18 protein-coding genes are annotated in these 24,263 nt (G+C 60.3%); 13 read left to right on the top strand and 5 right to left on the bottom strand.

Annotated features, from left to right (window positions below):
* The first annotated feature begins 102 nt into the window (after window positions 1-102).
* Window positions 103-1,053 (top strand): transglycosylase SLT domain-containing protein, encoded by a 951-nt coding sequence (locus ACQZ6J_RS20580; protein WP_449085410.1) that lies wholly within the window; start codon window positions 103-105, stop codon window positions 1,051-1,053.
* Window positions 1,054-1,324: 271 nt separating this feature from the next.
* Window positions 1,325-3,595 carry an FdhF/YdeP family oxidoreductase gene (locus ACQZ6J_RS20575; protein WP_449085409.1) on the top strand — a complete coding sequence of 757 codons (2,271 nt, stop codon included), beginning with the start codon at window positions 1,325-1,327 and terminating at the stop codon, window positions 3,593-3,595.
* A 98-nt stretch (window positions 3,596-3,693) separates the two neighbouring features.
* On the opposite strand, the gene ACQZ6J_RS20570 is transcribed toward ACQZ6J_RS20575, so the two are convergent.
* The 4 genes from ACQZ6J_RS20570 to ACQZ6J_RS20555 all read right to left on the bottom strand — a co-directional run bounded on the left by ACQZ6J_RS20570 (window position 3,694) and on the right by ACQZ6J_RS20555 (window position 8,169).
* Window positions 3,694-5,073, bottom strand: a complete 1,380-nt coding sequence (locus ACQZ6J_RS20570; protein ID WP_163988691.1) for an aspartate aminotransferase family protein — start codon at window positions 5,071-5,073, stop codon at window positions 3,694-3,696.
* A gap of 31 nt (window positions 5,074-5,104) precedes the next feature.
* The gene (locus ACQZ6J_RS20565; protein ID WP_449085408.1) at window positions 5,105-6,601 is read right to left on the bottom strand and encodes an NAD-dependent succinate-semialdehyde dehydrogenase; all 1,497 of its coding nucleotides are present in this window, start codon (window positions 6,599-6,601) and stop codon (window positions 5,105-5,107) included.
* A 119-nt stretch (window positions 6,602-6,720) separates the two neighbouring features.
* Window positions 6,721-7,215 carry an Lrp/AsnC family transcriptional regulator gene (locus ACQZ6J_RS20560; protein WP_449085407.1) on the bottom strand — a complete coding sequence of 165 codons (495 nt, stop codon included), beginning with the start codon at window positions 7,213-7,215 and terminating at the stop codon, window positions 6,721-6,723.
* Window positions 7,216-7,575: 360 nt separating this feature from the next.
* The gene (locus ACQZ6J_RS20555; RefSeq protein WP_449085406.1) at window positions 7,576-8,169 is read right to left on the bottom strand and encodes an amino acid synthesis family protein; all 594 of its coding nucleotides are present in this window, start codon (window positions 8,167-8,169) and stop codon (window positions 7,576-7,578) included.
* Between the two features lie 167 nt (window positions 8,170-8,336).
* On the opposite strand from ACQZ6J_RS20555, the gene ACQZ6J_RS20550 reads away from it, so the two are divergent.
* The 11 genes from ACQZ6J_RS20550 (at window position 8,337) to ACQZ6J_RS20500 (ending at window position 20,272) form a co-directional block, all read left to right on the top strand.
* Window positions 8,337-10,142 (top strand): helix-turn-helix domain-containing protein, encoded by a 1,806-nt coding sequence (locus ACQZ6J_RS20550; RefSeq protein WP_449085405.1) that lies wholly within the window; start codon window positions 8,337-8,339, stop codon window positions 10,140-10,142.
* A gap of 163 nt (window positions 10,143-10,305) precedes the next feature.
* Window positions 10,306-11,289 (top strand): flavin reductase family protein, encoded by a 984-nt coding sequence (locus ACQZ6J_RS20545; protein ID WP_449085404.1) that lies wholly within the window; start codon window positions 10,306-10,308, stop codon window positions 11,287-11,289.
* A 10-nt stretch (window positions 11,290-11,299) separates the two neighbouring features.
* On the top strand, window positions 11,300-12,811 hold the full coding sequence (locus ACQZ6J_RS20540) for an aldehyde dehydrogenase (RefSeq protein ID WP_449085403.1): 1,512 nt from the start codon (window positions 11,300-11,302) through the stop codon (window positions 12,809-12,811).
* A 39-nt stretch (window positions 12,812-12,850) separates the two neighbouring features.
* Window positions 12,851-13,927: an LLM class flavin-dependent oxidoreductase gene (locus ACQZ6J_RS20535; protein ID WP_163988704.1), complete on the top strand. Its 1,077-nt coding sequence runs from the start codon at window positions 12,851-12,853 to the stop codon at window positions 13,925-13,927.
* 1 nt (window position 13,928) lies between these two features.
* Window positions 13,929-14,738, top strand: coding sequence for an alpha/beta fold hydrolase (locus ACQZ6J_RS20530; protein WP_449085402.1), 810 nt, complete (start codon window positions 13,929-13,931; stop codon window positions 14,736-14,738).
* Entirely contained in the window at window positions 14,731-15,120 is a 390-nt protein-coding gene (locus tag ACQZ6J_RS20525) for a carboxymuconolactone decarboxylase family protein (RefSeq protein WP_449085401.1), read from the top strand. Before ACQZ6J_RS20530 ends, ACQZ6J_RS20525 begins: the two co-directional genes overlap by 8 nt.
* A 152-nt stretch (window positions 15,121-15,272) precedes the next feature.
* Window positions 15,273-16,106, top strand: a complete 834-nt coding sequence (locus ACQZ6J_RS20520; protein WP_163988710.1) for a transporter substrate-binding domain-containing protein — start codon at window positions 15,273-15,275, stop codon at window positions 16,104-16,106.
* 60 nt (window positions 16,107-16,166) lie between these two features.
* The gene (locus tag ACQZ6J_RS20515) at window positions 16,167-17,141 is read left to right on the top strand and encodes an amino acid ABC transporter permease (protein WP_163988712.1); all 975 of its coding nucleotides are present in this window, start codon (window positions 16,167-16,169) and stop codon (window positions 17,139-17,141) included.
* Entirely contained in the window at window positions 17,138-17,881 is a 744-nt protein-coding gene (locus tag ACQZ6J_RS20510) for an amino acid ABC transporter ATP-binding protein (protein WP_163988714.1), read from the top strand. Before ACQZ6J_RS20515 ends, ACQZ6J_RS20510 begins: the two co-directional genes overlap by 4 nt.
* A 320-nt stretch (window positions 17,882-18,201) precedes the next feature.
* On the top strand, window positions 18,202-19,101 hold the full coding sequence (locus ACQZ6J_RS20505; RefSeq protein WP_449085400.1) for a LysR family transcriptional regulator: 900 nt from the start codon (window positions 18,202-18,204) through the stop codon (window positions 19,099-19,101).
* Between the two features lie 49 nt (window positions 19,102-19,150).
* Window positions 19,151-20,272, top strand: a complete 1,122-nt coding sequence (locus tag ACQZ6J_RS20500; protein ID WP_449085399.1) for an HPP family protein — start codon at window positions 19,151-19,153, stop codon at window positions 20,270-20,272.
* 108 nt (window positions 20,273-20,380) lie between these two features.
* On the opposite strand, the gene putA is transcribed toward ACQZ6J_RS20500, so the two are convergent.
* On the bottom strand, window positions 20,381-24,085 hold the full coding sequence (gene putA / locus ACQZ6J_RS20495) for a trifunctional transcriptional regulator/proline dehydrogenase/L-glutamate gamma-semialdehyde dehydrogenase (RefSeq protein WP_449085398.1): 3,705 nt from the start codon (window positions 24,083-24,085) through the stop codon (window positions 20,381-20,383).
* Window positions 24,086-24,263 lie beyond the last annotated feature (178 nt).

The raw sequence follows: 24,263 nt of genomic DNA, 5'->3' as shown, positions 1-24,263 counted from the left end.
GCCAACAATCGCTGCCATGTCGGAGGTTTTCGCTGTCGTCCTTCGATGATATGAAGAGGCTGCGAATTTGCGATCGGTTGGTCTCGGACGGATATCGCTTCGATGGCAGGCAGGCAGTTTCAAGCGGGCTTCGTCGGCATCCTTGTCGCTTTCATGTTCGCGTATGCTATCGCTGTTTCGGCACCGCGTCCCGCGTTCGCGCAGCCGGAATGGAGCGTTGCGCCGCCTGATTGCGTCTCGGGACCGATGACAACGGAGACGGGCGAGACGCTTTGTCTGCGCAAAGACAGCTACAACCACGATCTCTGCGCAGCCATCGAGTATTTTGCCGGGGCCAACCATTTGCCGCCGGACTATCTGGCGCGGCTGGTCTGGCGCGAGAGCCTGTTTCGATCCGATGCGGTGAGTCCCAAAGGCGCTCGCGGGATCGCACAGTTCATGCCGGGAACGGCCAAGCTGCGCGGGGTCCGCGACAGCTACGATGCGCTTGAAGCACTCGGCAAGGCGGCGACCTATCTCGATGAGCTGCGCGACCGCTTCGGCAACCTCGGGCTGGCCGCGGCCGCCTACAACGCCGGTGAAGCCGGTCTCGTCAATTTCCTGAATTCCGGCGGACTGCCCTATGAGACGCGCAATTATGTCAGCGCGATTACCGCCCACAGTGTCGAGGAATGGCGGGACGATCCGCCCGATGTCGCAGCCCCTGTGCTGGACAAGGGCAAGCCCTTCGTCGATTCCTGCGTGGCGCTCGCCCAAAGCAGGCGCCTGAAGCCGGTCGCTCTCGAACAGGAGCGGCCATGGGCGCCCTGGGGCGCGCAATTGGCCGAGCATTTCCAGCTGGATGCCGCGCGAAGCATGTTTGCCGCAAACATCCGAAAATTGCCTTCGCCGCTCAATACGGAAAAGCCGCTGATCGTGCGTCAGAGCAATGCCGATTTCGGCCGCCGAATTCGCTACGCGGCGCGCATAGGGCGGCAAACGCGTGAGGAGGCGGATGCGGTTTGCTCTCAGGTCCGCCAGCAGGGAGGCTCATGCCTCGTCTTCAAGAACTAGAGCAATCCAGTAAAAGTGTAGAGCGGTTTCCCATCCGGAATCGCGTAAAATAACGGGATAGAGCGCTGTCGCGATCCGAGGAAAAGCGAAAAGGCTCTCGCGGTTCAGACGCCGCAAGTCGATTGCGCAGGGTCGCTTGCATTCCTCCGCGATCATGAGCGTGTTTCATGCGCCGCTGCCTGATTGGGCTTTACTCCCTGATGTTCCAAGCTTATTTCTTGTAGGCCCGACCTTTGGGAGGAAGCCGTTTGGGTAGCCAAAGGAGCGTATGATGGCGCAAAAGCGTGAAGTCCCTGGTATCCGTCCCTACAACAGTCCCGCCGGCGGCTGGGGAGCGCTGAAGGCCACTGCCAATGCCGTGCGCGAACAGATGGACGTTACCGAGGCGCCTGGCCTTCTCCTGCGCACCAACAAGCCGACCGGCTTCGATTGCCCCGGTTGCGCATGGCCCGACAAGGAGCACACCTCTACCTTCCAGTTCTGCGAAAACGGCGCCAAGGCCGTCACCTGGGAAGCGACGAACAAGCGCGTGACGCCGGACTTCTTTGCCGAGCACACGGTCAGCGAACTCCTGACCTGGAGTGATTATGATCTTGAGAATGCCGGACGCTTGACCCATCCGATGGTCTACGATCGCGGATCCGATACCTACCGACCGATCGCCTGGGAGGATGCATTTGCCCGCATCGGCGAGGTCATGAGAAGCATGCCAGATCCGGACATGGTCGAATTCTATACGTCGGGCCGCGCTTCCAACGAGGCCGCGTTCCTCTTCCAGATCTTCGCGCGCGAATACGGAACCAACAATTTCCCGGATTGCTCGAACATGTGCCATGAGGCGACGAGCGTTGGCCTGCCGCAATCGATCGGCATCGGCAAGGGCACGGTCTCCCTCGACGATTTCGATGAATGCGATCTGATCATCTCCATGGGGCACAATCCCGGCACCAACCATCCGCGCATGATGGGCACGTTGCATGAATGCTCGCGCCGCGGTGTGCCGATCATCGTGTTCAATCCGTTGAAGGAAAGGGCGCTGGAGCGCTTTGCCGACCCGCAAAGCCCGGTTGAAATGGCAACCTTCGGTTCGACCCGGATCGCTTCCTCTTATTACCAGGTCAAGATCGGCGGCGATGCTGCGGCGCTCAAGGGTATCATGAAGGCGGTTCTGGCGCTTGCCGAAACATCGAAGGATGTTCTCGATCACGCGTTCATCGCCGCACATACCATAGGCTTCGAGGCTCTCGTTGATGACATCAACCGGACCGAGTGGGCCGACATCGAGCGGGTTTCGGGCCTTGCCCGCGCCGATCTGGAACGGGTTGCTGCCATCTACGCCAAATCCAAGGCGACGATCGTCGCCTACGGCATGGGCATCACCCAGCATGCCAAGGGAACGGCCAATGTGCAGCAGATCGCCAATCTGCTGCTCCTGCGCGGAAATTTCGGCAGGCCGGGCGCCGGCATCTGCCCGCTGCGCGGTCATTCCAACGTGCAGGGTAATCGCACGGTCGGGATTACCGAAAAGCCGAATGCCGCGCTGATCGAGGGCATCGAACGTGCCTTCGGTTTTAAGTCGCCGGCTCATCACGGGCACGATGCGGTTGCTGCCATGCAGGCGATGGCGGAGGGCCGTTCCAAGGTACTCCTCTGCCTTGGCGGCAATTTTTCGATCGCGTTGCCCGATCCGGAGCTGTGTGCACAGGGCATGCGAAAGCTCGATCTTGCCGTCCATATGAATACCAAGCTCAATCGCTCCAATCTGTTGATCGGCAAGGAGTCCTTCCTGTTCCCCGTACTCGGTCGGACCGAGGAGGATATTCAGGCGACCGGTGTGCAATCGGTCACGATCGAGGATTCGATGTCGATGGTGCATGCCTCGCGCGGCAGGCTGAAGCCGGCGTCCGACCAACTCCGCTCGGAGCCGGCCATCGTTGCCGCAATAGCGCAGGCGTCGCTGCCGGGCAGCAAGGTCGCGTGGATGGAGCTTGTCACCGATTATGATCTGATCCGTAACAAGATCGAAATCGTTTATCCCGATTTCGCTGACTATAACGAGCGCATCCGCGTGCCGGGCGGTTTTCGTCTGCCGCTCGGACCGACCGAGCGCGTCTGGAAGACGCCCTCCGGCAAGGCGGAATTCAAGCTGTTTTCCGGCTTGAATGAAGACATTCTGCTTTCGGACGGGACCATCCTCAAGCTCGCGACGATTCGCAGCCATGATCAGTACAACACGACGATTTACGGTTTGGACGACCGTTATCGCGGCGTGTTCGGCCGTCGCGACGTCCTGTTCATGAATGACAGCGACCTGAAGGCGAAAGGGCTGGAGCACGGTGATCTCGTCGAGATCGAGACGGCGCTTCCTTCCGGCGTCAGGCGATTGCTGAAGCTGACCGCGATTTCCTACGATATCTCGCAGGGTTCCGTTGCGGCCTATTACCCGGAAGCCAACTGCCTGATCCCGATCGATTATCAGGACAAGGAAAGCGGCACGCCCTCTTATAAATCCATTCCGGTGCGCATCAGCAAGGCGGCATGATTTTCATGCAGCCTTCGAGATCGCGCGGCCCTTTGTCAACAACGGGTCGCGCGACCAACTGCGCAAAGCAGAAGGGGTTCTTCTCGCCGAGTGCCGGATCAGAGGTTTGAAAGCACGCTTTCGATGGCGCCGGCAGCTGCCTTGACGACCGTATCGGCTTCCTCGCGGGTCAGGCACAGCGGCGGCGCGAAGCCGAGGATGTCTCCCTGCGGCATGGCGCGACCGATGACGCCGCGCTCAAGCAGCGCTGCGGCCACCTGCGGGCCGATCTTCTTCGACGGGTCGAAGAACGTGCGATCGTCCTTATCCTCGACGAACTCGACCGCAGCCATCAATCCGTCGCCGCGCACTTCTCCGACATGCTTGTGGTCGCCGACGGCCTTGGCAAGCTCGGAGCGGAAATAGGTGCCTGTGGAGCCTGAATTCTCGACGATGCCGAGTTCATCGACCAGCTCGAGATTGGCAATGCCGGCAGCTGCGCAGATCGGATGGGCGGAATAGGTCCAGCCATGTCCGATGGCGCCCAGCTGGTCGGATCCTTGCACCAGAACCTGCCACATCTTGTCGGAGACGATGCTGCCCGACAGCGGTGCGTAGGCCGAGGTCAGCCCCTTGGCGATGGTAATCAGATCCGGCTTCATACCATAGTGATCGGAGCCGAACATCGTGCCGAGACGGCCAAAGCCGGTGACGACTTCGTCGGCGACAAGCAGGACGTCATATTTATCGAGAACGGCCTGGATCTTCTGCCAATAGGTCTTCGGCGGCGGAACGATGCCGCCGGTGCCGAGAATGGGTTCGCCGATGAAGGCGGCAACCGTTTCCGGACCTTCGGCGAGGATCATCTCCTCGAGCTTGTCCGCACAATATTGCGCGAACTGCTCCTCATCCATCGACCGATCGGCCCGACGGAAGAAATAGGGAGCTTCGGTATGGAGAATGGGCGCGCGCGGCAGATCGAAGGCCTTGTGGAAGAGTTCCAGCCCAGTGAGGCTGCCCGTCATGACGCCCGAGCCATGATAGCCGCGCCAGCGCGAGATGATCTTCTTCTTTTCCGGGCGGCCGAGAATATTGTTGTAGTACCAGATGAGCTTGATGTTGGTCTCGTTGGCATCGGAGCCGGAAAGTCCGAAATAGACACGGCTCATGCCCTCGGGCGCGCGGTCGATGATCATCTTGGAAAGCGTGATCGAGGCTTCCGTGCCGTGGCCGACATAGGCGTGGTAGTAGGCAAGGTTCTTTGCCTGCTCGGCAATTGCATCGGCAATTTTCTGCCGGCCATAACCGACATTGACGCAGTAAAGGCCGGCAAAGGCGTCGAGGCTCTTCTTGCCGCTGGTATCGGTGATGTAGACGCCTTCGGCGCCGGCGATGACGCGGGTCGGGGTTTCGCCGCGCGCATGCATTCCCATATGGGTCGAGGGATGGAAGAAATGGTCCCTGTCCCAGGCGTTCAGTTCGTTGCGCTTGTCCAACATGTTTATGATTTCCTTCTTCTGTATCGTGGCGTCAGGCTGTCGTGTCGACGCAGAGATATTTGAGCTCGGTGAAGGCCTCGATCCCGTGACGGGAGCCTTCTCGGCCGAGGCCGGATTGCTTCCAGCCGCCAAAGGGGATCGGGCCGCCGGTGATCTTCACGCGATTGACGGCGACCATGCCGAATTCGAGCATCCTGCCGAGCCGCAGCTGTCGTGCGCCGTTCGTCGTCACGACATAGGCGACGAGGCCGTATTCCGTGTCGTTGGCACGGGCGACGACTTCGTCCTCGCTGTCGAAGGCGGTCACGGCGGCGACCGGTCCGAATGTCTCGTCATGCATGATCAAGGCATCCGGCGAGGGGTCGACAAGCAAAGTCGGCTGGAAGAACAGCGAGCCGGCGGAGTGGCGTTTCCCGCCGGCCGCAAGCCTTGCGCCGTGCTTCAATGCATCGGCCACATGCTCTTCGACCTTTGCGACGGCACGCTCGTGCATGAGCGGACCGATGTCGACACCCTCAGTCAATCCGCTTCCGACCTTCAGGGCTTCGATGCGCCTGGCAAACGTCGCGACGAAGGCTTCCATGATCGGGCGCTGCACGAAGATGCGGTTGGCGGCAAGGCAATCCTGGCCAGAGGTCGCGAATTTGGCATTGACGGCGATATCGACGGCGCGATCCAGATCGGCATCGTCGAAGATGATCAGCGGTGCATGACCGCCAAGCTCCATTACCAGCCGCTTCATGCTCGTGGCGCATTGGCCCGCGATCAACTTGCCGATGCCGGTCGAACCGGTAAAGCTCAATGCCCTGACCCGGGGATCCGCGCATATGGCGCCGACGATGGGCGCCGCGTCGCCAGTCACCACGTTGAAAACACCGGCGGGAAGGCCGGCGCGCTCGCCGAGTTCCGCGAGTGCAAGCGCCGACAATGGCGTTTCCGACGATGGGTGCGAGACGACCGTGCATCCTGCAGCGAGAGCCGCCGCAGCCTTGCGCGTTATCATGGCTGCAGGGAAGTTCCAGGGCGTAACAATCCCGACGACACCCAAGGCCTCCCTGCGGACGAACATTTCGGCATCGGGCAGATGGCCGGTCACGCTTTCGACGTTGATCCGCTTGGCTTCCTCGGCATACCACTCGACGAAGCCTGCAGCATAGTCGATCTCGCCGCGGGATTCGGCCAGGGGCTTGCCCTGTTCCAGCGTCATGATCAGCGCCAGATCCTCGCGCGCCTCGAGCATGAGCTCACCCCATCTGCGCAGGATCGATGATCGCCGTTGCGGCAGAAGCGAGCGCCAGGCGGCAAACGCATCGGCCGCGGCATCTATGGCGCTCACGGTCTCCTGGCCGTCAAGGCTCGCGACCCAGGCAAGCGTCGCGGACGATGCGGGATCGGTGACCGCAAAGCTCCGGTTTGTCTTGCCGGCGACCCAGCGGCCCGCGACATAGGAAAGATCTCGCAGCAGGTGACGGTCGTTCAGCCGCGAAAGGGCTTCGTGATAGATGGCGCGAGCGTGGAGCGCAGTCATGGGCGGGCCTCTCTTTCCAGTTGCCCAATGCTGTCACGGAACGCGGCGAGAGATTGTCCATTGCTGGCAGGCAGAAGAGAGAAAGAACCCAAAGAGGGGGACGTCGATAGAGAGTTTCTCTACCCGTCGCCAGGAGTGTCTGCGGAAAGCAGTTCGGTGACCGGTAGTGTCGTCTCCTCTTTCACCGTCTTGGTCACGATATAGGTGAAGTAACGTTCGATGCCGACCTCACGATCGAGGAGACCGTCTATCAGGCGCTGATAGGCATCGATATTGGTTGCCATGATCTTCAAGATGTAGTCGACACCGCCGCCGACGGCCCAGCAGGCAACGATCTCAGGAGTAGCCGCGACAGCCCTCTCGAAGCGATCGAAGTCGGTTTGACGATGATTGGAAAGCGTGAGTTCGACCATGACGTTTGCGATCGGGGCGACGCGGCGCAGCGACAGGCGTGCATGATAGCCCGTGATGATTCCGGTCTTTTCCAGCTTTCGCAGGCGTAGCCAGCATGGCGTGGGAGATAGTCCGACCTTGTCGGCGAGGGCAAGTTTGGTGATGCGGCCATCGCGTTGAATGGCATCCAGTATCCGAAGATCGATTGCATCAAGTTTCATTTGAACGCTGCTTACGTGTCACTTGTCATTCTCAGACCAATGGCATTCGAAGACTGGCCTGGCAAGCATTGGATTCGCCCGGCGAAAGCGTCCCGCCGCGCATACTCTCGCCAGCCACTTCGGCCGCTATCGCGGGGGCCGCTTTCCTTTGAGGGGCTTGGCGCAAGAGAATGTCGATCTGCGCGCGAAGGTTTCGACGACGCCAGGCCTGGTGCCTGGCAATTTTCTAAGATCTCGCCGTGCTCGGAGGAGAGCAAGCCTTACCCATCCATCCCGACAGCAAGTGCCGCGGCCATGACGGCTGTCGCCAGATCAGCCGTATCGGCAAAGTGGATGCCTGTTTCCTTGGCCGGGAGGAGGTCAGCCAAGCGCGGCCTTTTCCGCCTCCATCTCGGCAATATCTTGAAAGCGATCGGCGATGCGCGCATGTGCGCGACCGTTGTCGGAGGCGCCGATGGCGACGATGATTTCGTCGGGGCCGGGCGCATCGGCTATCTGGAAGCTGGCGGTCAGGAAATGCGAGCGCTTTCCATTTTCGCTCTTGTGCATCATCGGTAGAGAAAGAAGCGCTCCCGGCGCATTGCGGGTATTGGCGAATTCCAGGTAGTTGGTGCCACCGATCGCCTCGCGGAAGGGATTTCCAAAACGTAGCGTGTGGATCATCGCCGATGCATGCTCGATTTCGCCGTTGACACCGACGGCCGCCGCTTTGCCGCATGCCTCGATCTTGTCCGCCGGCATCTGGCGCAGCAACCTGCTTGTCATTTCCTGGCTCAACTCGCCGGCAATGCGAATGATTTCCGGCCTCAGATTTTCGACGAAACCGCGGCCCGCCCAGGGATTGGGGATAATCGCGGCAACCACGACGATATTCACCGGACGCGGCGCAGCCTTGCCGCCTTCCACCAGCGTTTCTTCCAGGAAAGTGCAGATTTTTCTAATCTCAAGTGCCATGCCCAAGTACCGCTATAGAATGTTGAAGTCCGGTGCAGATTAGCGGGTGTGCCGCGTCGTTCATCCTCGATTTGGTGGAAATAGCCGGTAAAACTTCCACTGGAACGAAGTAGACTGGAAGGGCGCTGAGACGCATGATGTCGCTCCGGATTGGGAGAAACGGTCATTTGGATCAGACGTCGCAGATATTGTCCCTTCGTGATGTCGCCAGCCAGATCAACAGCGGCGGCAATCTCCAGACCATCCTCCAGCACCTCATCGCTGCCGCCTGCCGTCATGCCAATTGGGCGCTTGGCTCCATCATGGGGATCGATGCCGCCCATGGCTATGCGCATGTGATCGTTCGGCATGATCCGACGTTGATCGAACGGCAACTGCCGGACAAATGGGAACTGGCGACAAGTCCTTCTCTGATCGCTCTGCAGCGAAACGAACCCATCTATATCCGTGATGCGAGAGAATCCTCCGAATTTCCAGGCTACCGCAAGGAGGCGTTCGAGCGCGACTATCGAACCGTGCTGGTGATGCCGATGAACTGCAGGGACGCGGAGGGTCGGCCAATGGTACTGAGCGTCATCGCACGCCAGATCACCGACGTTTCCGCAGAAGATCTCGCTTTTCTCGGCACGATCATCCATCTGGGGGCCATAGCGGTCGAGCGCGAGCATCGGCTGGAGGCGGAGAAGCGGTCAGCCCAGAGGCTTGAGCGAGCATTGAAGACCCATACGTCGCTTCTTGAGCATGTCCTCAGCGACGGGTCCGTTTCGTCGCTGTCGGCCATGGTTGGAACGATGTTCGCCAATCCGCTTGTCGTCCTCGACTTTACGGCCAATCAACTGATTGCGGGCCGATCGCCATCGGCATCGCTCGATGACAATGCCTGGCAGGAAATGGCCACAAGCGGTCTCGCCAGATCTCTCATGAAGACCGCGCGCGAGACCATCGAGACCGGCATGGCGGATACGGCCAGCCTGTTTCTCGACGATGGCAACAGACGTTTCAAGCTTTCCGCCCGTATCGAGGCACTGAGCGTAGACATGCAATTGGTCGGCGCGCTGATCATCTTCCCGACGGAGCGGGAGTTCAGCGATCTGGATCTGCTCATGCTCGACAGCGCCAAGTTTGCGCTCAGCGTCCAGATGATGCGTAGTTTCATCCGGTTTCGCTTCGAGACCCGCACGCAGAGCGAATTGTTTTTCGAGGTTGTCGAGGCGCGATGGCGCAATGGCAATGATATTGCTCAGCGGGCGCAGCGTCTCGGACTGAGCTTTTCTGTACCTCAACAGATGATCGTCATCGATTTTCCGGAGAAAACCAAGGCATTCGGCGGAGCATCGATCGATGTGGAGCACACGCTTTCGCGGATCATGCAGCAGGTACAACTGCAGGCAAGCCTTGTGGCGGTCGATGGCGGCGTTGTTTGCCTCGTTCCTTACGATGCCGGCAAAAAGCAGGAACGCACCGCCAAGCTTACGCGTCGTATTGCGGAAGAGCTCGGTCGTTATTTCGGCGAGGAGCCTATCGTGGTGGCGGGCAGCCGATGCCTGACGCTTGCCGACTATCCGCCCGCCTGGGAGCGATGCGGCAGAATGATCCGCATCGGACGGTCTTTTGGCCTGACCGGAGCGCTCGCGGCGCAGGATTTCGGGCCGCTGCCGATGCTGGTTGCAGCCTCCGAGGCTGGCGATATCCGTAGCTTCGTGCAGGAAAGCGTCGGCGCCATTGCGGATCATGATCGCGAGAACGGCACGCCCTATCTCGAGACGCTATCGACCTATTTGCAGGAAGGCTGCCGCAGCCAGGCTTGCGCCGATACGATGGGGCTTCATGTGACGACGCTTCGGTATCGCCTGTCACGCATACAGGAACTCTTCGGCGTCGATGTCGAAAGTCCGGACAAGCGCTTCGCCGTCGAACTGGCAATTCGTCTCCACGGTGTCATAGACAATCGGCCGGCTGGTTCGAAGGCCTAGTTTTCCTGCCGTACCTTATGTCTTGAGGGGCGTTTTTGCCGGCCATTTTCACCTCCTACGAACCGGAGCAGAAGTTTTAGTCCTCGTCCGCCGATGGTGAGGAAGAATCGTGGGATCGCCCCCGGTAGCTTGCTCTCAACGAAGACAGAGGAGGCACGAGGGCATGGCGGACACGGCGGCAATGATGGATACCTCCATCGACCCGATCGCATTGCGCCGGGCCTTTGGGACGTTCGTGACGGGCGTGACCGTCATCACGACGCTCGATGAAGACGGCACCCCGCGCGGAATGACCGCAAACTCGTTTACTTCCGTCTCCCTCAATCCGCCGCTGCTGCTGGTTTGCGTCGCCAAATCCGCCTCGAGCTATCAGGCTTTCACCGGTTCCGATTGCTTCGCCGTCAACATCCTTCACGAAGGACAGGTCGACGTTTCGGCAACCTTCGCCTCCAAATCTCCGGACAAGTTCCAGTCGGTCAACCACGATCGCATCCATACCGGAGCGCCAGTCCTGACGGATAGCCTAACGTGGTTCGATTGTTCGGTCTTCAATCGCATGGATGCCGGGGATCATGCCGTTCTGATCGGAGAGGTACGGGCGTTTGGCACCAGCCCCTCGGCTCCTCTCGGCTTTTGCCGGGGACGCTATGCGAGCGTAAAGGATCCGCTTCCCGCCGGTTGGCTCGCCTCGCACGGGATGATCATAGGCTATCTGATCGAGGCTAACGATCATCTGCTGCTCCGGTCGGATGGCAAGGGTGGTTGGGTGCTTCCAACGGCGCGGCGGCGAAAGGCGGACAGCCAGCTGGTTGTCGACGGGGGCGGAGCGCTACGGCTCCTGCCTGACAACACGTTCCTTTATTCCGTCTTCGACGTCGCCGACAGCGATCCGGGTTACCTGATCTATCGCGCGCGCCTTGCGGATGAGGGCATGCCGGCCGACCTGCCCGTCGGACTGAAATTCTTCCACGTCGATGAGATCCCTTACGAGCAGGTGCCCACTCACGAACTGCGCTCGATGCTGCGCCGCTATGCGCGGGAGCGGCGCGAAATGCGCTTTGGCATCTACATGGATTCCGACGATGGCGGCCGCGTCGCGATGATCGACGGTGAGGCCCATGCCTGGATGCAAAGCTCACACGAATAGGACGAGGAACATGAAGACGACGGTCAAATCACTCGAAGGTTCGCGGCAGCTGCTATTCATTAACGGCCGTTTCGTCGCGCCAAAGAGCGGCAATTATATTGCAAGCTACGATCCGACCACCGGCGAGCCCTGGTACGAGTTTGCCGAAGCCGATGCCGCGGATGTGGACGATGCCGTCGCCGCTGCCGGCAAGGCCTTTCACAATCCCGCCTGGCGGCGCATGACGCAGACCGATCGCGGCAGGCTGGTGCGCAGGCTGGCGGATCTTGTCCTGCAGCACGCCGATGAGCTCGCGGAAATCGAGACGCGCGACAACGGCAAACTGATCAAGGAAATGCGCGCCCAGATGCGTGCCATGCCGGACAGCTACCATTACTTCGCCGGCATGGCCGACAAGCTGCAAGGCGAAACGATCCCGGTCAACAAGCTCGACATGCTGAATTTCAACATGCGCGAACCCCTCGGCGTCGTCGGCATGATCACACCCTGGAATTCACCTCTGATGCTTTTGACGGGGACGCTCGCGCCCTGTCTGGCAATCGGCAACACCGTCGTCATCAAGCCTTCGGAGCATGCAACGGCATCGACGCTGGCGCTGGCCGAACTCATAGCAGAGGCAGGTTTTCCCGAGGGCGTCGTAAACGTGGTGACCGGCACCGGCAAAAGCGCCGGCGAAGCTCTGACGCGTCACCCGGGCGTTGCCAAATACGTCTTTACCGGCAGCACGAACACCGGTCGTCGCATTGCGGGCAACGCGGCCATGAATCTCGTCCCGTGTTCGATGGAGCTCGGCGGAAAGTCGCCACACGTCGTTTTCGGTGACGTCGATATCGAACATGCGGTCAACGGCGTGGTCTCGGGGGTTTTTGCCGCCGCCGGCCAGACCTGCGTTGCCGGATCCCGCTGCTTTGTCGAGGCAAGCGTCTATGATCGCTTCATCGATGCATTGGTTGCCCGTACGCAGCGCATCAGGGTCGGTCACCCGATGGTCGCGGAGACCGACATCGGCCCGCTGGCGCTGGCCGACCAGCTTTCCAAGGTCGAGACCTATGTCGCGTCCGGGGTCAGGGAGGGGGCCAGGATCGCAACTGGCGGCAAGCGGCCGCAGGCCCAGGATCTCTCGCGAGGTTGGTATTTCGAGCCGACCGTGATGGTCGAGGCGCAGAACGACATGTCCTTCATGCGTGACGAACTCTTCGGACCGGTTGTCGGCGTCATGCCGTTCAGGACCGAAGAAGAGATGATCAGCCTCGCCAACGACACGAATTATGGCCTGGCCTCCGGTATCTGGACGCAGAACATCGACCGGGCCATGCGCTTCGCCAACCAGATCGAGGCCGGAACGGTATGGATCAATACCTACCGCTCATCCTCCTTCATGTCCGCCAATGGCGGCTTCAAGGAGAGCGGTTACGGCCGGCGCGGCGGCTTCGAGGTCATGCGGGAGTTCTCGCGCCTCAAGAACATCATCATCGACTATTCCGGCGCCATGCAGGACCCGTTCGTCATCCGCCTGAAGTGAAGACGCAGAAGAAAACAAACCCGAAAGGGAGGTAAACAGATGAAATTCGCGGTATCGCTGACCATGGAACGGTTCTCACCGGACGTTCCGATGTCCAGGGCAAAGAGCAACCTGCTGGAACTTGCGCGGATCGCCGATGAGGGCGGCTTCGAGGCGCTGTGGACGGCCGAGCACCACACGATCGAATGCACGATCTCTCCCAATCCGTTTCAGACGCTGGTCTGGCTGGCGCAGCATACACAGCAGATCCGCCTGGGAACGTCGACGCTCGTCGCTCCCTATTGGAACCCCATCCGCCTGGCTGGCGAGGCAGCGCTTTGTGACCATCTGACCGACGGCCGCCTCGAGTTCGGTATTGCCCGCGGCTCCTATCAGTATGAATTCGACAGAATGGCCGGAGGCATGCCCCAGCAGGAGGGGGTAGCCTATATGAAAGAGATCGTGCCCGCGGTTAAGAAGCTCTGGGCGGGCGACTATGCCCATGACGGCCACTATTGGACGTTTCCGGTTGCGACCTCGGTGCCGAAGCCGCTGCAGCAGCCGCATCCGCCGATATGGGTTGCAGCGCGCGATCCAGGCTCGTTCGACTGGGCGATTGCCAACGGTGCCAGCATCCTGTCCACTCCGCTCTCGGCGCCTGCGGCGGAAATCCAGGTTCTTTCGGACAAGTTCCACAAGGCGGTTGCCGATCATCCGGAAGTTCCGCGCCCGCGCTTCATGATGCAGCGCCGGACCTGCGTCTACGACAAGCCGGATGGATGGGAGCTCGCTGTCCAACACAGCATGGACTATGGCCGCGCCTTCGAAAACCTCATGCAGAACATCGGCACGGTACGGGAAGGCTTCCCGGAGGCGGTCCCTTACGAGGCGGTCAAAGGCAAGGACAATTATAACCCGGATAACATTCGCAAGAACCTGATGTTCGGGACTCCGGACGAGGCGATCGAGAAATTGCTGGTCTATGAGGCTGCAGGCGTCGATCAGTATTGTCTCGGCCTGACGTTCAACCTGCCCTTTGAGTTGCAGAAGCGAACGCTGGAACTCTTCGTCAAGGAAATCCTGCCCTTCTTCGCCGCGCGCGAGAAGGAGCAGGGGCGCAAGATGGCGGTAGGCTGACATGGCGGAGACCCAGCGCCATACCGTCGGTGACGTCACGCTCAACTATCGCATTGATGGTCATGGCGATCCCCTTGTTTGCATTCATGGTGTCGGCTCGTATCTCGAGGCTTGGGCCGGGGTGGTCGAGCGCCTCAAGGATCGTTTCACGGTCCTGACGTTCGACCTGCGGGGACATGGCCGTTCAAGCCGGATAAAGGGACGCTACGAAATCGACGATTTCGTCGACGAGGCGCTGGCCCTTGCCGACAGGGCGGGTTTTTCGACCTTCAATCTTGCCGGCTTTTCTCTCGGTGGATTGATCGCCCAGCGTTTGGCCCTGACCCATCTCGACCGGCTGCGCCGCCTCGTCTTGCTTTCGACGGTCGCCGGCCGCACGCCTGAGGAACGTTCCCGCGTTCTGGAGCGCCTTGCGGCGCTGCGTGTCGGCACGCCGGCGGATCATCACAATGCGTCGCTGTCGCGCTGGCTGACGGAAGAGTTTCAGGACCGGAACCCGGAAATCATCGCCTGGCTAAGGCAGCGCGACGCGGAGAATGATCCCGAGTGCTATGCCTCTGCCTACCGGGTGCTGGCCGAAACGGATTTCGGTGGCTTTCTCGACCAAATCCGCTGCCCGACGCTGATTGCAACGGGGGAGGATGATCTCGGCTCCAATCCGCGCATGGCCCGCTACATGCATGACCGCATTCCCGGCTCCGAGCTTCGGATCCTGCCCGGTCTGCGCCATTCAATCCTGATCGAGGCGCCGGAGAGGATCGCGACGCTGATGCGGCAATTCCTGGTGGGAGAGGAGGCGGCCCATGGATGACGTTTTGAAACGAAACGGTGAAGCGGTCAGGCGCAAGGTGCTTGGCGACGATTATGTCGACCGGGCGATCGGCGGAGCCGACGCCTTCTCCGGACCGTTCCAGGACCTGCTCAACGAATATTGCTGGGGTGTCGCCTGGACGGACGACGCACTCGACCTCAAGCAGCGCAGCCTTCTCAATCTGGGAATGCTGGCAGCCTCCAACCGCATGCATGAATTCGGGATCCATTTCAGGGGCGCGATCCGCAACGGCCTGACGGATGACGAGCTTCGCGGAGCTTTGGTGCAGATCGCAATCTATTGCGGCATCCCGGCAGGCGTGGAGGCTTTTCGCGTCGCTCGATCCGTTCGGGACGACATGCAGCGGAAGGGAGAGTGCTGACTTCTCACTCTCGGAGGAACAAGCGGCTGATGGCTGCTCGATATCGCCGGAAGACGAAAGCTCCCGAGAAGGGTCAAGATCGTGGTGATGGTGGGGATACGATCCTGCATCGGAATTGAAATCAAATAACGACAACAGAGGGAACAAAATAGATGGATAGACTTGCAAGAATGGCAGCGGTTGCTGCTTCGCTCGCCGTCGCATTGGCAGCCTTGCCTGCCAATGCCGGCGCCGTCCTTGATCGGGTATTGGCGGCAAAGACCCTGAAAGTCGCGACCGATGCCAACTGGGCGCCGCAATCTTTCATGAACGACAAGAACGAGCTTGACGGGTTCGACGTCGATGTCGCCAAGGACATCGGAAAACGCCTTGGCGTGAAGGTCGAGTTCGTAACGCCCGGCTGGGACATCATCACCGCAGGCAATTGGGCCGGGCGTTGGGACATGCATGTCGGCTCGATGACGCCGACGAAAAAGCGTGCGGAGATCTTCGATTTTCCGGCGGTATATTACTATACGCCTGCAGCCGTTGCCGTTCACAAGGACAGCAAGGCCACCAAGCTCTCCGATCTTGACGGGAAGGTGGTCGGAACGACAGCGACCTCAACCTTCGAGGCCTACGCCAAGCAGGACCTGACCCTGGATGCCGCCGGCGCGCCTGCCTTCAAGTATGAGTTCAAGCCGAAGGAGGTAAAGTCTTATGCGAATTCGACCACCGCATTCGACGATCTCCGCCTGGGAGACGGCACGCGTCTCGATGCGGTCGTTTCCTCGCTGCCGAGCATTATCGATGCCCAGAAGGCAAACTATCCCATCAAGCAGCTTGGCGATCCCGTGTTCTACGAGCCGCTCGCCGTTGCTATCGAGCACGGGGACAAGGCGTTCAACGACAAGATCGCCGATGAGATAAAAGATATGAAGGCGGATGGGACGCTGAGCAAGCTCTCGGTCAAATGGTATGGCGTCGACTATACGGTCGTGAAGTAGCAGACATCAATCTCGGCGGCTTGCGCAATCGAGCCGCCGACCTGGTTGAAGGGGAAAGAGATGCTTTATCCCGATACGGTTGAATCCGAAGTCCTTGTTCATAAGCCGTGGTTTGTCGCGACAGTTTTTGCGACGGTTCTGGTTGCTTTCCTGCTGTTTAATCTGACCGGTACCTCGCTCGGCGAGTTGATGCGCCCGGTGATCGGCGATCCCGCGACCTCGGGCCTTTACGGGCGCTTTGCCATTGCGTTCGCCATTGCCGTGATATTCGCGTTGAATGTCGTACTCATCGGCTTTGCGCCGCTCAGGCTGCAAATCGCCATCGTGTGGCTGGAATTGCTGATCCTCTTCCTCGCATTCTTCGAGACATTTCACCTGAGCCTGCCCTTTATTGCGGAGAAGCTACCATTCCTCATCACGCAAGGGCTCGTTACCACGATCTACGTGTCGGCGGTGTCGATCGTCATTGCGTCGGCGATCGCCATTCTCGGCGCGGTGGCAAAACTTTCGAACAATGGTTTCGCCTATGCGATCGCGAGTTTCTACACCTCGTTTTTCCGTGGGCTTCCGCTATTGATGCAGGTCTATCTTATCTATCTCGGCTTGCCGCAGCTCGGCTTCGTGATCGATGCGGTTCCGGCCGGCATTCTGGCGCTTTCGCTTTGTTACGGCGCCTACATGACCGAGATCTTTCGATCCGGCATCCAGAGCATCGATCGAGGGCAATGGGAGGCCTCTCGCTCGATGGGCTTCGGCTTCGGCGTTACGATGCGCAAGATCATCTTGCCGCAGGCGCTTCCCGTCATCATTCCGCCGACGGGAAATCAGTTTATCTCGATGCTGAAGGACAGCTCGCTCGTATCGGTGATTGGCGTTTGGGAGCTGATGTTCCTGGCGCGCACACTTGGGCAGAAGACCTTCCAGCACATGGAAATGCTGATTTCGGCCGCCATGCTCTACTGGATCCTGTCGATCTGCCTCGAGCTTATCCAGTCGCGCATCGAGCGCCATTATGCCAGGAGCAAAGTGCGATGAACGGCGACAAGATCATCGAAGTGAAGAACGTTTCGAAGTGGTACGGCAGCTTCAAGGTGCTGACGGACATCAATCTGACCGTTCGCAAGGGAGAGCGCATCGTGGTGTGCGGTCCGTCCGGCTCGGGAAAGTCGACGCTTATCCGCTGCTTCAACCGGCTGGAGGCGCATCAGGAAGGCGAGATAACCGTCAACGGCATCACGCTGCATGACCGGATGCGCAACGTCGGCGACGTGCGCAAGAACGTCGGCATGGTGTTTCAGCACTTCAATCTCTTCCCGCATATGACGGTGCTGATGAACTGCATGGTCGGCCCCATGTGGATCAAGGGCAAGTCGGAAGCCGAGGCCCGGCAGACCGCTTTGCGCTTTCTTGAGCGGGTTCGCATTCCGGAGCAGGCAAACAAGTATCCGGTCCAGCTGTCCGGCGGCCAGCAGCAGCGGGTGGCGATCGCCCGGTCTTTATGCATGCAGCCGCAGATCATGCTCTTCGACGAGCCGACGTCCGCGCTCGATCCGGAAATGGTATCGGAGGTGCTGGAGACCATGACGAGTCTCGCCAAAGACGGCATGACGATGGTATGCGTGACGCATGAAATGGGTTTCGCGCGGGCCGTTGCCGATCGGGTTATCTTCATGAATTCCGGCCAAATCGTCGAGGAGGGCGCTCCGCAGGACTTCTTTAGCAATCCGCGTCATGAGCGAACGAAGCTCTTCCTGAGCCAGATCCTGAAGCACTGATCGGATCGCGGTCGTTGCCAGGAAGACGATTGCTGGCAATATATCGCGGCCGCGTCATGGGCCCCGTGGCGCCTGAGCCATCATCCCGAAAGAAGCAAGAAGGCAGATTGCTGCAATCCCGTAAGGGCCGGGTCTATCTCGTAAACGAGACAGGCGGGCGATGGGTCGCCACCAGATTTGTCGTCTTCGTTCCTGATCGACATGCACGCATTCTTTCTCCGCCGGCATTGAATCTTCGAAAATCGATCCTCTTCGCGATCTTGATTATGGTTTCGAGATCGAGAATAGTGTGGCATCTTAATTCTCATATTTGAGAGACAATGGATTTCACAGCCCTCGAAATTTTCCTGGTCGTCGCAGAACAATCGAGCGTCACCCGTACCGCGGCAATCATCGGCCGCGCGCCGTCCAATATCACCAACCGCGTTCGCGCGCTGGAAGACGAACTTGGCGTTGCCCTGTTCAGCCGCGATGGAAAGAAGATGACGCTGACCCGGGAAGGGCGGGTTTTTCGCTCCTATGCACGTCGTTTGACGGCGCTTGCCAAGGACGCGAGAAATGCCGTCATTTCGGCTGGACCTGCCGAGGTTCTGCGCGTGGGTACGATGGAAAGCACGGCGGCCAGTCGTCTTCCTACGGTGTTGCAGGAGTTTGGTCAGACCTACCCGGCTATTTCTCTGCGATTGACGATCGGCGCCACAGACGAGTTAACCCGTGGCGTTCTTTCGGAGGAAATCGATTGCGCATTGATCGCCCGTGTTCCGGCCGATCTGTCCGACACTGCCTCTGCCTCATCCGAGCGCCAATTTGATCTTCTCCAGGCAAACTCGGTCTTTGCGGAAGACCTGCTTCTGGTCCTTCCGTCCACCTCCCGCAATGTTCGTACCGCGGCAGACATTCAGTCGGACGTGCTCGTTGCTCTTGAGCCGGGCTGCACCTATCGTCGCGTGGCTGAGCATTGGATTCGGCAGGCCCGACAAATCCGCACCGTCGAAGTCGCGTCCTATCACGCCATTCTGGCAAATGTCGTCGCTGGCCACGCCGTCGGCGTGGTGCCCCGATCCGTGCTGGAGATGATGCATTGGCCAAACGACATCAAGACCCACACCCTCGGCGAGGTCGAAACACTGTTGATCCGCCGCAAAGATAATCAGTCGCCAGCCTTCGGCTTCTTTCACGAGGCACTGGTTGCCAATCGAGCTTCAGTGGTTTCGCGCTGACTTTCCTCAACAGCCCTCACTTGAGACGGGTACATTTACAGGTTCTGCTATGTCATCACTGGATCCGCAATCGAAACCAGCCAGCGCGCGTTTTCGGCTCTTCACGCCCATTCTGGCCGGAGCCACCTTGCGGGAACGGCTTTTGGCCTGCCTTGGAGCGTTGATCAGTATCGCCGTAACCGGCATGATCGGCGGGTATTTTTTCGGAGACGGTATCGATCTTCCGCTCATTGTGGCGCCCATGGGCGCCTCTGCGGTGCTGCTGTTTGCCGTGCCTGCCAGCCCGCTTGCCCAACCTTGGTCGATCATCGGAGGCAACACGATTTCAGCGCTCATGGGCGTGTTTGCCGCCCATGTGGTCCATGATCCGGTCATTGCCATCGGTGTCGGCGTTGCATTGGCGATCGCGGCAATGTCGTTTACCCGCAGCCTCCATCCGCCAGGTGGGGCTGCGGCGCTGACCGCCGTGCTCGGCGGGCCGGCCGTGGCGCATTGGGGCTTGCTCTTTCCGTTGATCCCGGTTGCCCTGAACTCCTGCGTCCTCGTCGCTTTGGGCATTGCGTTCCACAAATTATCGCGGCGGTCCTATCCGCATGTTGCGGCGCCGGTTGCAGCCAATCTGCATGGAACCACCGACCTGCCGTCGGATCGGCGTGTCGGCTTCAATGAGCAGGATATCGATGCCGCGCTCGTCAACCTTGATGAATCATTCGATATCGACCGCGGTGATCTTGGCAGATTGTTGCGACAGGTCGAGTTCGAATCGCTTGTCCGCTCCAACGGCAAGATCCTGTGCCGGGACATCATGTCGCAAGACGTCATTTCGATCGAGGAAAGCGGCACGACCGAAGACGCCCGGGCCCTTCTCCTGAAGCACAATATTCGCACACTTCCGGTGAGGAGCGATGACGGTCGATTGATCGGGACCTTGGGCTTGCGCGAACTTGCGCAGGCATCCGTTTCGTTCAAGGATCATATATCTCCAGCAGCGACTGCGTCAGCTGGGGACAAGGCATTGAGCCTGCTTCCGGTGTTGACCGATGGCCACACGCATGCCGTCATCATCATAGACGCGGAATTGAAGATCCTCGGCCTGATCTCTCAGACCGATCTTCTAAGCGCCGTGGCGCGTGCTCTCCCGGCTGGACTATCCGACAATCGGGCTGCGTGATCGGCGCGAGGTCCGAGAATCCCATGGCTCTCCGGGTCTTCCGCAGGAAATACGATGGCCGGTCCCTTCCGGTCCGGCCATCGCACGAATGTCAGACCGCGTCCGATGTTATCCGATCGTCATCAGGCTGGCATTGCCGCCGGCTGCTGCGGTGTTGATCGAGGTTGTCACCTCTTCCAGCAGCCAGTTCAGGCAATAGGCATCGGCGCTCCTGGCAATTTCCTCGCTCGACGCCGCCTGGGTGAGAACGAGCGGGCCGGGGATTGCCGAAATCGTCCTGATCGCCGTTTGCACGCGCTCGGCATTGCCCTCGATGAGCGCGCCGGCAAATGGGCCGTCCGCTGCCCAGTCCTTCGTCCAGGAGATGCGCCTGGCGATCTGCGCAGGCAGGCCGTGAAGCTCGCCCTGCAAGCCCGACGCGGCATCGATGACGATCGAATTGCCTGTCGCCAACCCGGCGGCGATCTGCACATGCAGGCCGAGCGTCGTCTGCGGAGCAAGCAGGATCCTGCCGCGTGGATGCAGCGCGTAAAGGTTCAATTCACCGACCGGGCCTTGAAGCTCGGTATTGAAGCCCAGAGACGATTGGGCGGCGACGGCACGCGGCTGCTTTGCCGCGTCCGCAGCCCCCTTGCTTTCGAGCCAGGCGATGAACTGCTCGGCAGCCGGATCGCCTTGTACGGAAGCGTCCCGCAATGGTTCGGTCGAAGAGGCGACCAGGCGGCGCAGATACATCGGGCCGCCCGCCTTCGGGCCAGTGCCGGACAGGCCCCGGCCACCGAAGGGCTGGACGCCGACGACCGCGCCGATGATGTTGCGGTTGACGTAGAGATTGCCGGCACGCACGCGCTCGGTGACATGGGCGATCGTATCGTCAAGCCGCGTGTGCAGGCCGAAAGTCAGGCCATAACCGGATGCGTTGATTTCATTGATGAGCTTGTCCAATCCCTTGCGCTGATAGCGCATGATATGAAGAACGGGACCGAACACCTCTCGCTTGAGATCGCTCAGCTTCTTCAGCTCGATGATGGTCGGAGCGACGAAAGTGCCTTTGGCGGCGCTCGCGGGAAGGTCGAGCTGCTCGACATTGCATCCGAGCTTGCGCATGCGCTCGACATGCTCATCGATGCCGCGCTTGGCATTGTCGTCGATGACCGGGCCGATATCGACCGCAAGCCGATCGGTCTTGCCGACCGACAGTTCGCGAAGCGCGCCCCGCAGCATCGTCAGGGTGCGATCCGCCACTTCTTCCTGCAGGCAAAGGACGCGCAAAGCCGAGCAACGCTGTCCGGCGCTGTCGAAGGCCGAGGCGATCACGTCGCCGACGACCTGTTCGGCAAGGGCCGAGGAGTCGACGATCATGCCGTTCTGGCCCCCGGTTTCGGCAATCAGGGGGATTGGCTTGCCGAATTTGGAGAGCCGTTCTGCAAGCTGCGCCTGGATCAGGCGGGCGACCTCCGTCGAGCCGGTGAACATGACGCCAGCGGTTTCGGGCGCGCCGACGAGTGCTGCACCCATTCTGCCGCTGCCGGGTGCGAACTGCAGGACGTCGTGCGGGACGCCGGCTTCATGCAGAATGCGAATGCCCTGCGCCGCGATCAGGGGCGTGTTACCGGCAGGCTTTGCAACGACGGGATTGCCGGCGACCAGCGCAGCCGCAACCTGGCCGGTGAAGATCGCCAGGGGGAAATTCCACGGGCTGATGCAGACGACCGGACCGAGCGGAACGCTTCCAGGCGACAGCACCGTGCGCGCCTGCGTGGCGTAGTAGCGAAGGAAGTCGATCGCTTCCCTGATTTCGCCGACGGCGTTTGCGGCCGATTTGCCAGCCTCGCGGATGGTCAGGCCGACGAGAACAGGCAAGTCGCCCTGCATGAGATCGGCAGCGCGCTCCAGGATGGTGGCGCGCTCGTCCGGGCTCACGGCTGCCCAGCGCTCGGAAGCCGCAGCCGCAAGCCGCATGACATCGGGCGCATCCTGCGGTTCGAGTTCCGTGACCTGTCCAACGAAGTCGGTGTGGTCGGCGGGGTTGAGGACCGCGCGGGCCGTTCCGCGTTCGGAGCCGTCTGCGAGCAGCGGCTTTGCGATCCAATCCGTGGCTGCGGAGGCCTGCAATTGTGCGGACAGATCGGAGAGCGCGGTCTCGTTGGAGAGATCGATGCCGCCGGAGTTTTGCCGTGCATTGCCGAACAGGTCCGTGGGCAGAACGATCTTGTCATGCTGTGCGCCGACGACGGACATTGCGCGCACGCGCTCGACCGGATCGGCGATCAGCTCGGACACGGGCACATCAGGATCGGCGATCTTGTTGACGAAGGACGAGTTGGCGCCATTCTCCAGCAAGCGGCGGACGAGGTAGGCCAGCAGCGTCTCGTGGGTGCCGACGGGCGCATAGATGCGGCAGGGCCGGCCGAGGTTCTGAGCGCCGACGACTTCTTCGTAAAGTGGTTCGCCCATGCCGTGCAGGCATTGGAATTCATACTTGCCGACGGAAAAATCGCGCCCGGCCATTTCGTAAATCGTGGCAAGCGTCTGCGCATTGTGGGTGGCGAATTGCGGGAAGACCACATCGGTCGCCGAAAGCAGCTTCTTGGCGCAGGCTACGTAGGAGACATCGGTATAGATCTTGCGGGTGTAGACGGGGAAGCCTTCCAGGCCGTCCAGCTGCGCGCGCTTGATCTCGGCGTCCCAGTAGGCACCCTTGACGAGGCGGACCATCAGGCGGTGTCCGGAGCGGCGGGCAAGATCGATGATAAAGTCGAGGACGAAGGGGCAACGCTTGCCATAGGCCTGCACGACGAAGCCGATGCCATCCCAGCCGGAGAGATCGGGATCGAGGCAAAGTTCTTCCAGGAGATCGAGCGACAGTTCCAGCCGGTCGGCCTCTTCGGCGTCGATATTGAGGCCGATATTATAGCTCTTGGAAAGGAGCGCCAGCGCCTTCACCTTCGGCAGAAGCTCGCCCATCACCCTTTCCGTCTGCGAACGCGAGTAGCGCGGATGCAGTGCTGAAAGCTTGATCGAGATGCCCGGCCCCTCATAGATGCCGCGGCCGGCCGATGCCTTGCCGATCGCATGGATGGCATTTTCATAGTCGCGATAGTAGCGCTCGGCATCGGCATGCGTCGTCGCGGCTTCTCCGAGCATGTCGTAGGAATAGCGGAAGCCCTTTGCCTCGAGCGCACGGGCCCGCCGCAAGGCTTCGTCGATCGTCTCGCCGGTGACGAACTGCTCGCCCATCATGCGCATGGCCATGTCGACGCCGCGACGGATGACAGGTTCGCCGCAGCGCGCGATCAGTCTTGTCAGCGAGGCGGACAGCCCGCCTTCATTGACCGTCGATGTCAGCTTGCCCGTCACGACCAATCCCCAGGTGGCGGCATTGACGAACATCGAGCGTCCGCCACCGAGATGCGACCTCCAGTCGCCGCCGGCGATCTTGTCGCGGATCAACGCGTCGCGCGTGGCGGTGTCGGGAATGCGCAGAAGGGCTTCGGCGAGGCACATCAGCGCGACGCCTTCCTGGCTTGAGAGGGAGTATTCCTGCACCAGGCCTTCGACCCCGTCGCCCTTGTGCTTGGCGCGTAAAGCTTCGATCAGGGTCCTGGCCGTCTTCCTTGCAGCCTCGCGAGTGGCTTCCGGCAAGGTGGCAGCCTCGACCAGGAAGGGAAGGCATTCGGTCTCGGGGCGCCTGTAGGCGGCGGTGATTGCCTGACGGAGCTGGCTTTGTTCACGGATGGGCGGCGCGAAATGTGAAAATGGGGCAGAGTCCGGAGCCGGTTCTTCAGTGGCAAGTTTGGCAGAGACAGTCATGATAACCTCAAGGTGCAAGGGTCCCGATGGCTTGAGTGGATGTCGGCGACATCGCCACCCGCAGCCCTCCCGTTGCTTCGATCAGAACATACTGCATTCTAGAAAAGCGTTCCGCCTTGAAACTGCGGCTTTCCAGTCATATTGAACTTCAATATTGCTTACTTCAAATAGGAATGCC

Source organism: Rhizobium sp. A37_96 (assembly GCF_053521765.1).
This window is presented reverse-complemented; position numbering and strand designations above follow the sequence as displayed.

Bases quoted from the DNA above. Each gene is read 5' to 3' on its own strand.
- ACQZ6J_RS20580 (WP_449085410.1), top strand. From the start codon at position 103: ATGGCAGGCAGGCAGTTTCAAGCGGGCTTCGTCGGCATCCTTGTCGCT.
- ACQZ6J_RS20575 (WP_449085409.1), top strand. From the start codon at position 1,325: ATGGCGCAAAAGCGTGAAGTCCCTGGTATCCGTCCCTACAACAGTCCC.
- ACQZ6J_RS20570 (WP_163988691.1), bottom strand. From the start codon at position 5,073: ATGTTGGACAAGCGCAACGAACTGAACGCCTGGGACAGGGACCATTTC.
- ACQZ6J_RS20565 (WP_449085408.1), bottom strand. From the start codon at position 6,601: ATGACTGCGCTCCACGCTCGCGCCATCTATCACGAAGCCCTTTCGCGG.
- ACQZ6J_RS20560 (WP_449085407.1), bottom strand. From the start codon at position 7,215: ATGAAACTTGATGCAATCGATCTTCGGATACTGGATGCCATTCAACGC.
- ACQZ6J_RS20555 (WP_449085406.1), bottom strand. From the start codon at position 8,169: ATGGCACTTGAGATTAGAAAAATCTGCACTTTCCTGGAAGAAACGCTG.
- ACQZ6J_RS20545 (WP_449085404.1), top strand. From the start codon at position 10,306: ATGGCGGACACGGCGGCAATGATGGATACCTCCATCGACCCGATCGCA.
- ACQZ6J_RS20540 (WP_449085403.1), top strand. From the start codon at position 11,300: ATGAAGACGACGGTCAAATCACTCGAAGGTTCGCGGCAGCTGCTATTC.
- ACQZ6J_RS20535 (WP_163988704.1), top strand. From the start codon at position 12,851: ATGAAATTCGCGGTATCGCTGACCATGGAACGGTTCTCACCGGACGTT.
- ACQZ6J_RS20530 (WP_449085402.1), top strand. From the start codon at position 13,929: ATGGCGGAGACCCAGCGCCATACCGTCGGTGACGTCACGCTCAACTAT.
- ACQZ6J_RS20525 (WP_449085401.1), top strand. From the start codon at position 14,731: ATGGATGACGTTTTGAAACGAAACGGTGAAGCGGTCAGGCGCAAGGTG.
- ACQZ6J_RS20520 (WP_163988710.1), top strand. From the start codon at position 15,273: ATGGATAGACTTGCAAGAATGGCAGCGGTTGCTGCTTCGCTCGCCGTC.
- ACQZ6J_RS20515 (WP_163988712.1), top strand. From the start codon at position 16,167: ATGCTTTATCCCGATACGGTTGAATCCGAAGTCCTTGTTCATAAGCCG.
- ACQZ6J_RS20510 (WP_163988714.1), top strand. From the start codon at position 17,138: ATGAACGGCGACAAGATCATCGAAGTGAAGAACGTTTCGAAGTGGTAC.
- ACQZ6J_RS20505 (WP_449085400.1), top strand. From the start codon at position 18,202: ATGGATTTCACAGCCCTCGAAATTTTCCTGGTCGTCGCAGAACAATCG.
- ACQZ6J_RS20500 (WP_449085399.1), top strand. From the start codon at position 19,151: ATGTCATCACTGGATCCGCAATCGAAACCAGCCAGCGCGCGTTTTCGG.
- putA (WP_449085398.1), bottom strand. From the start codon at position 24,085: ATGACTGTCTCTGCCAAACTTGCCACTGAAGAACCGGCTCCGGACTCT.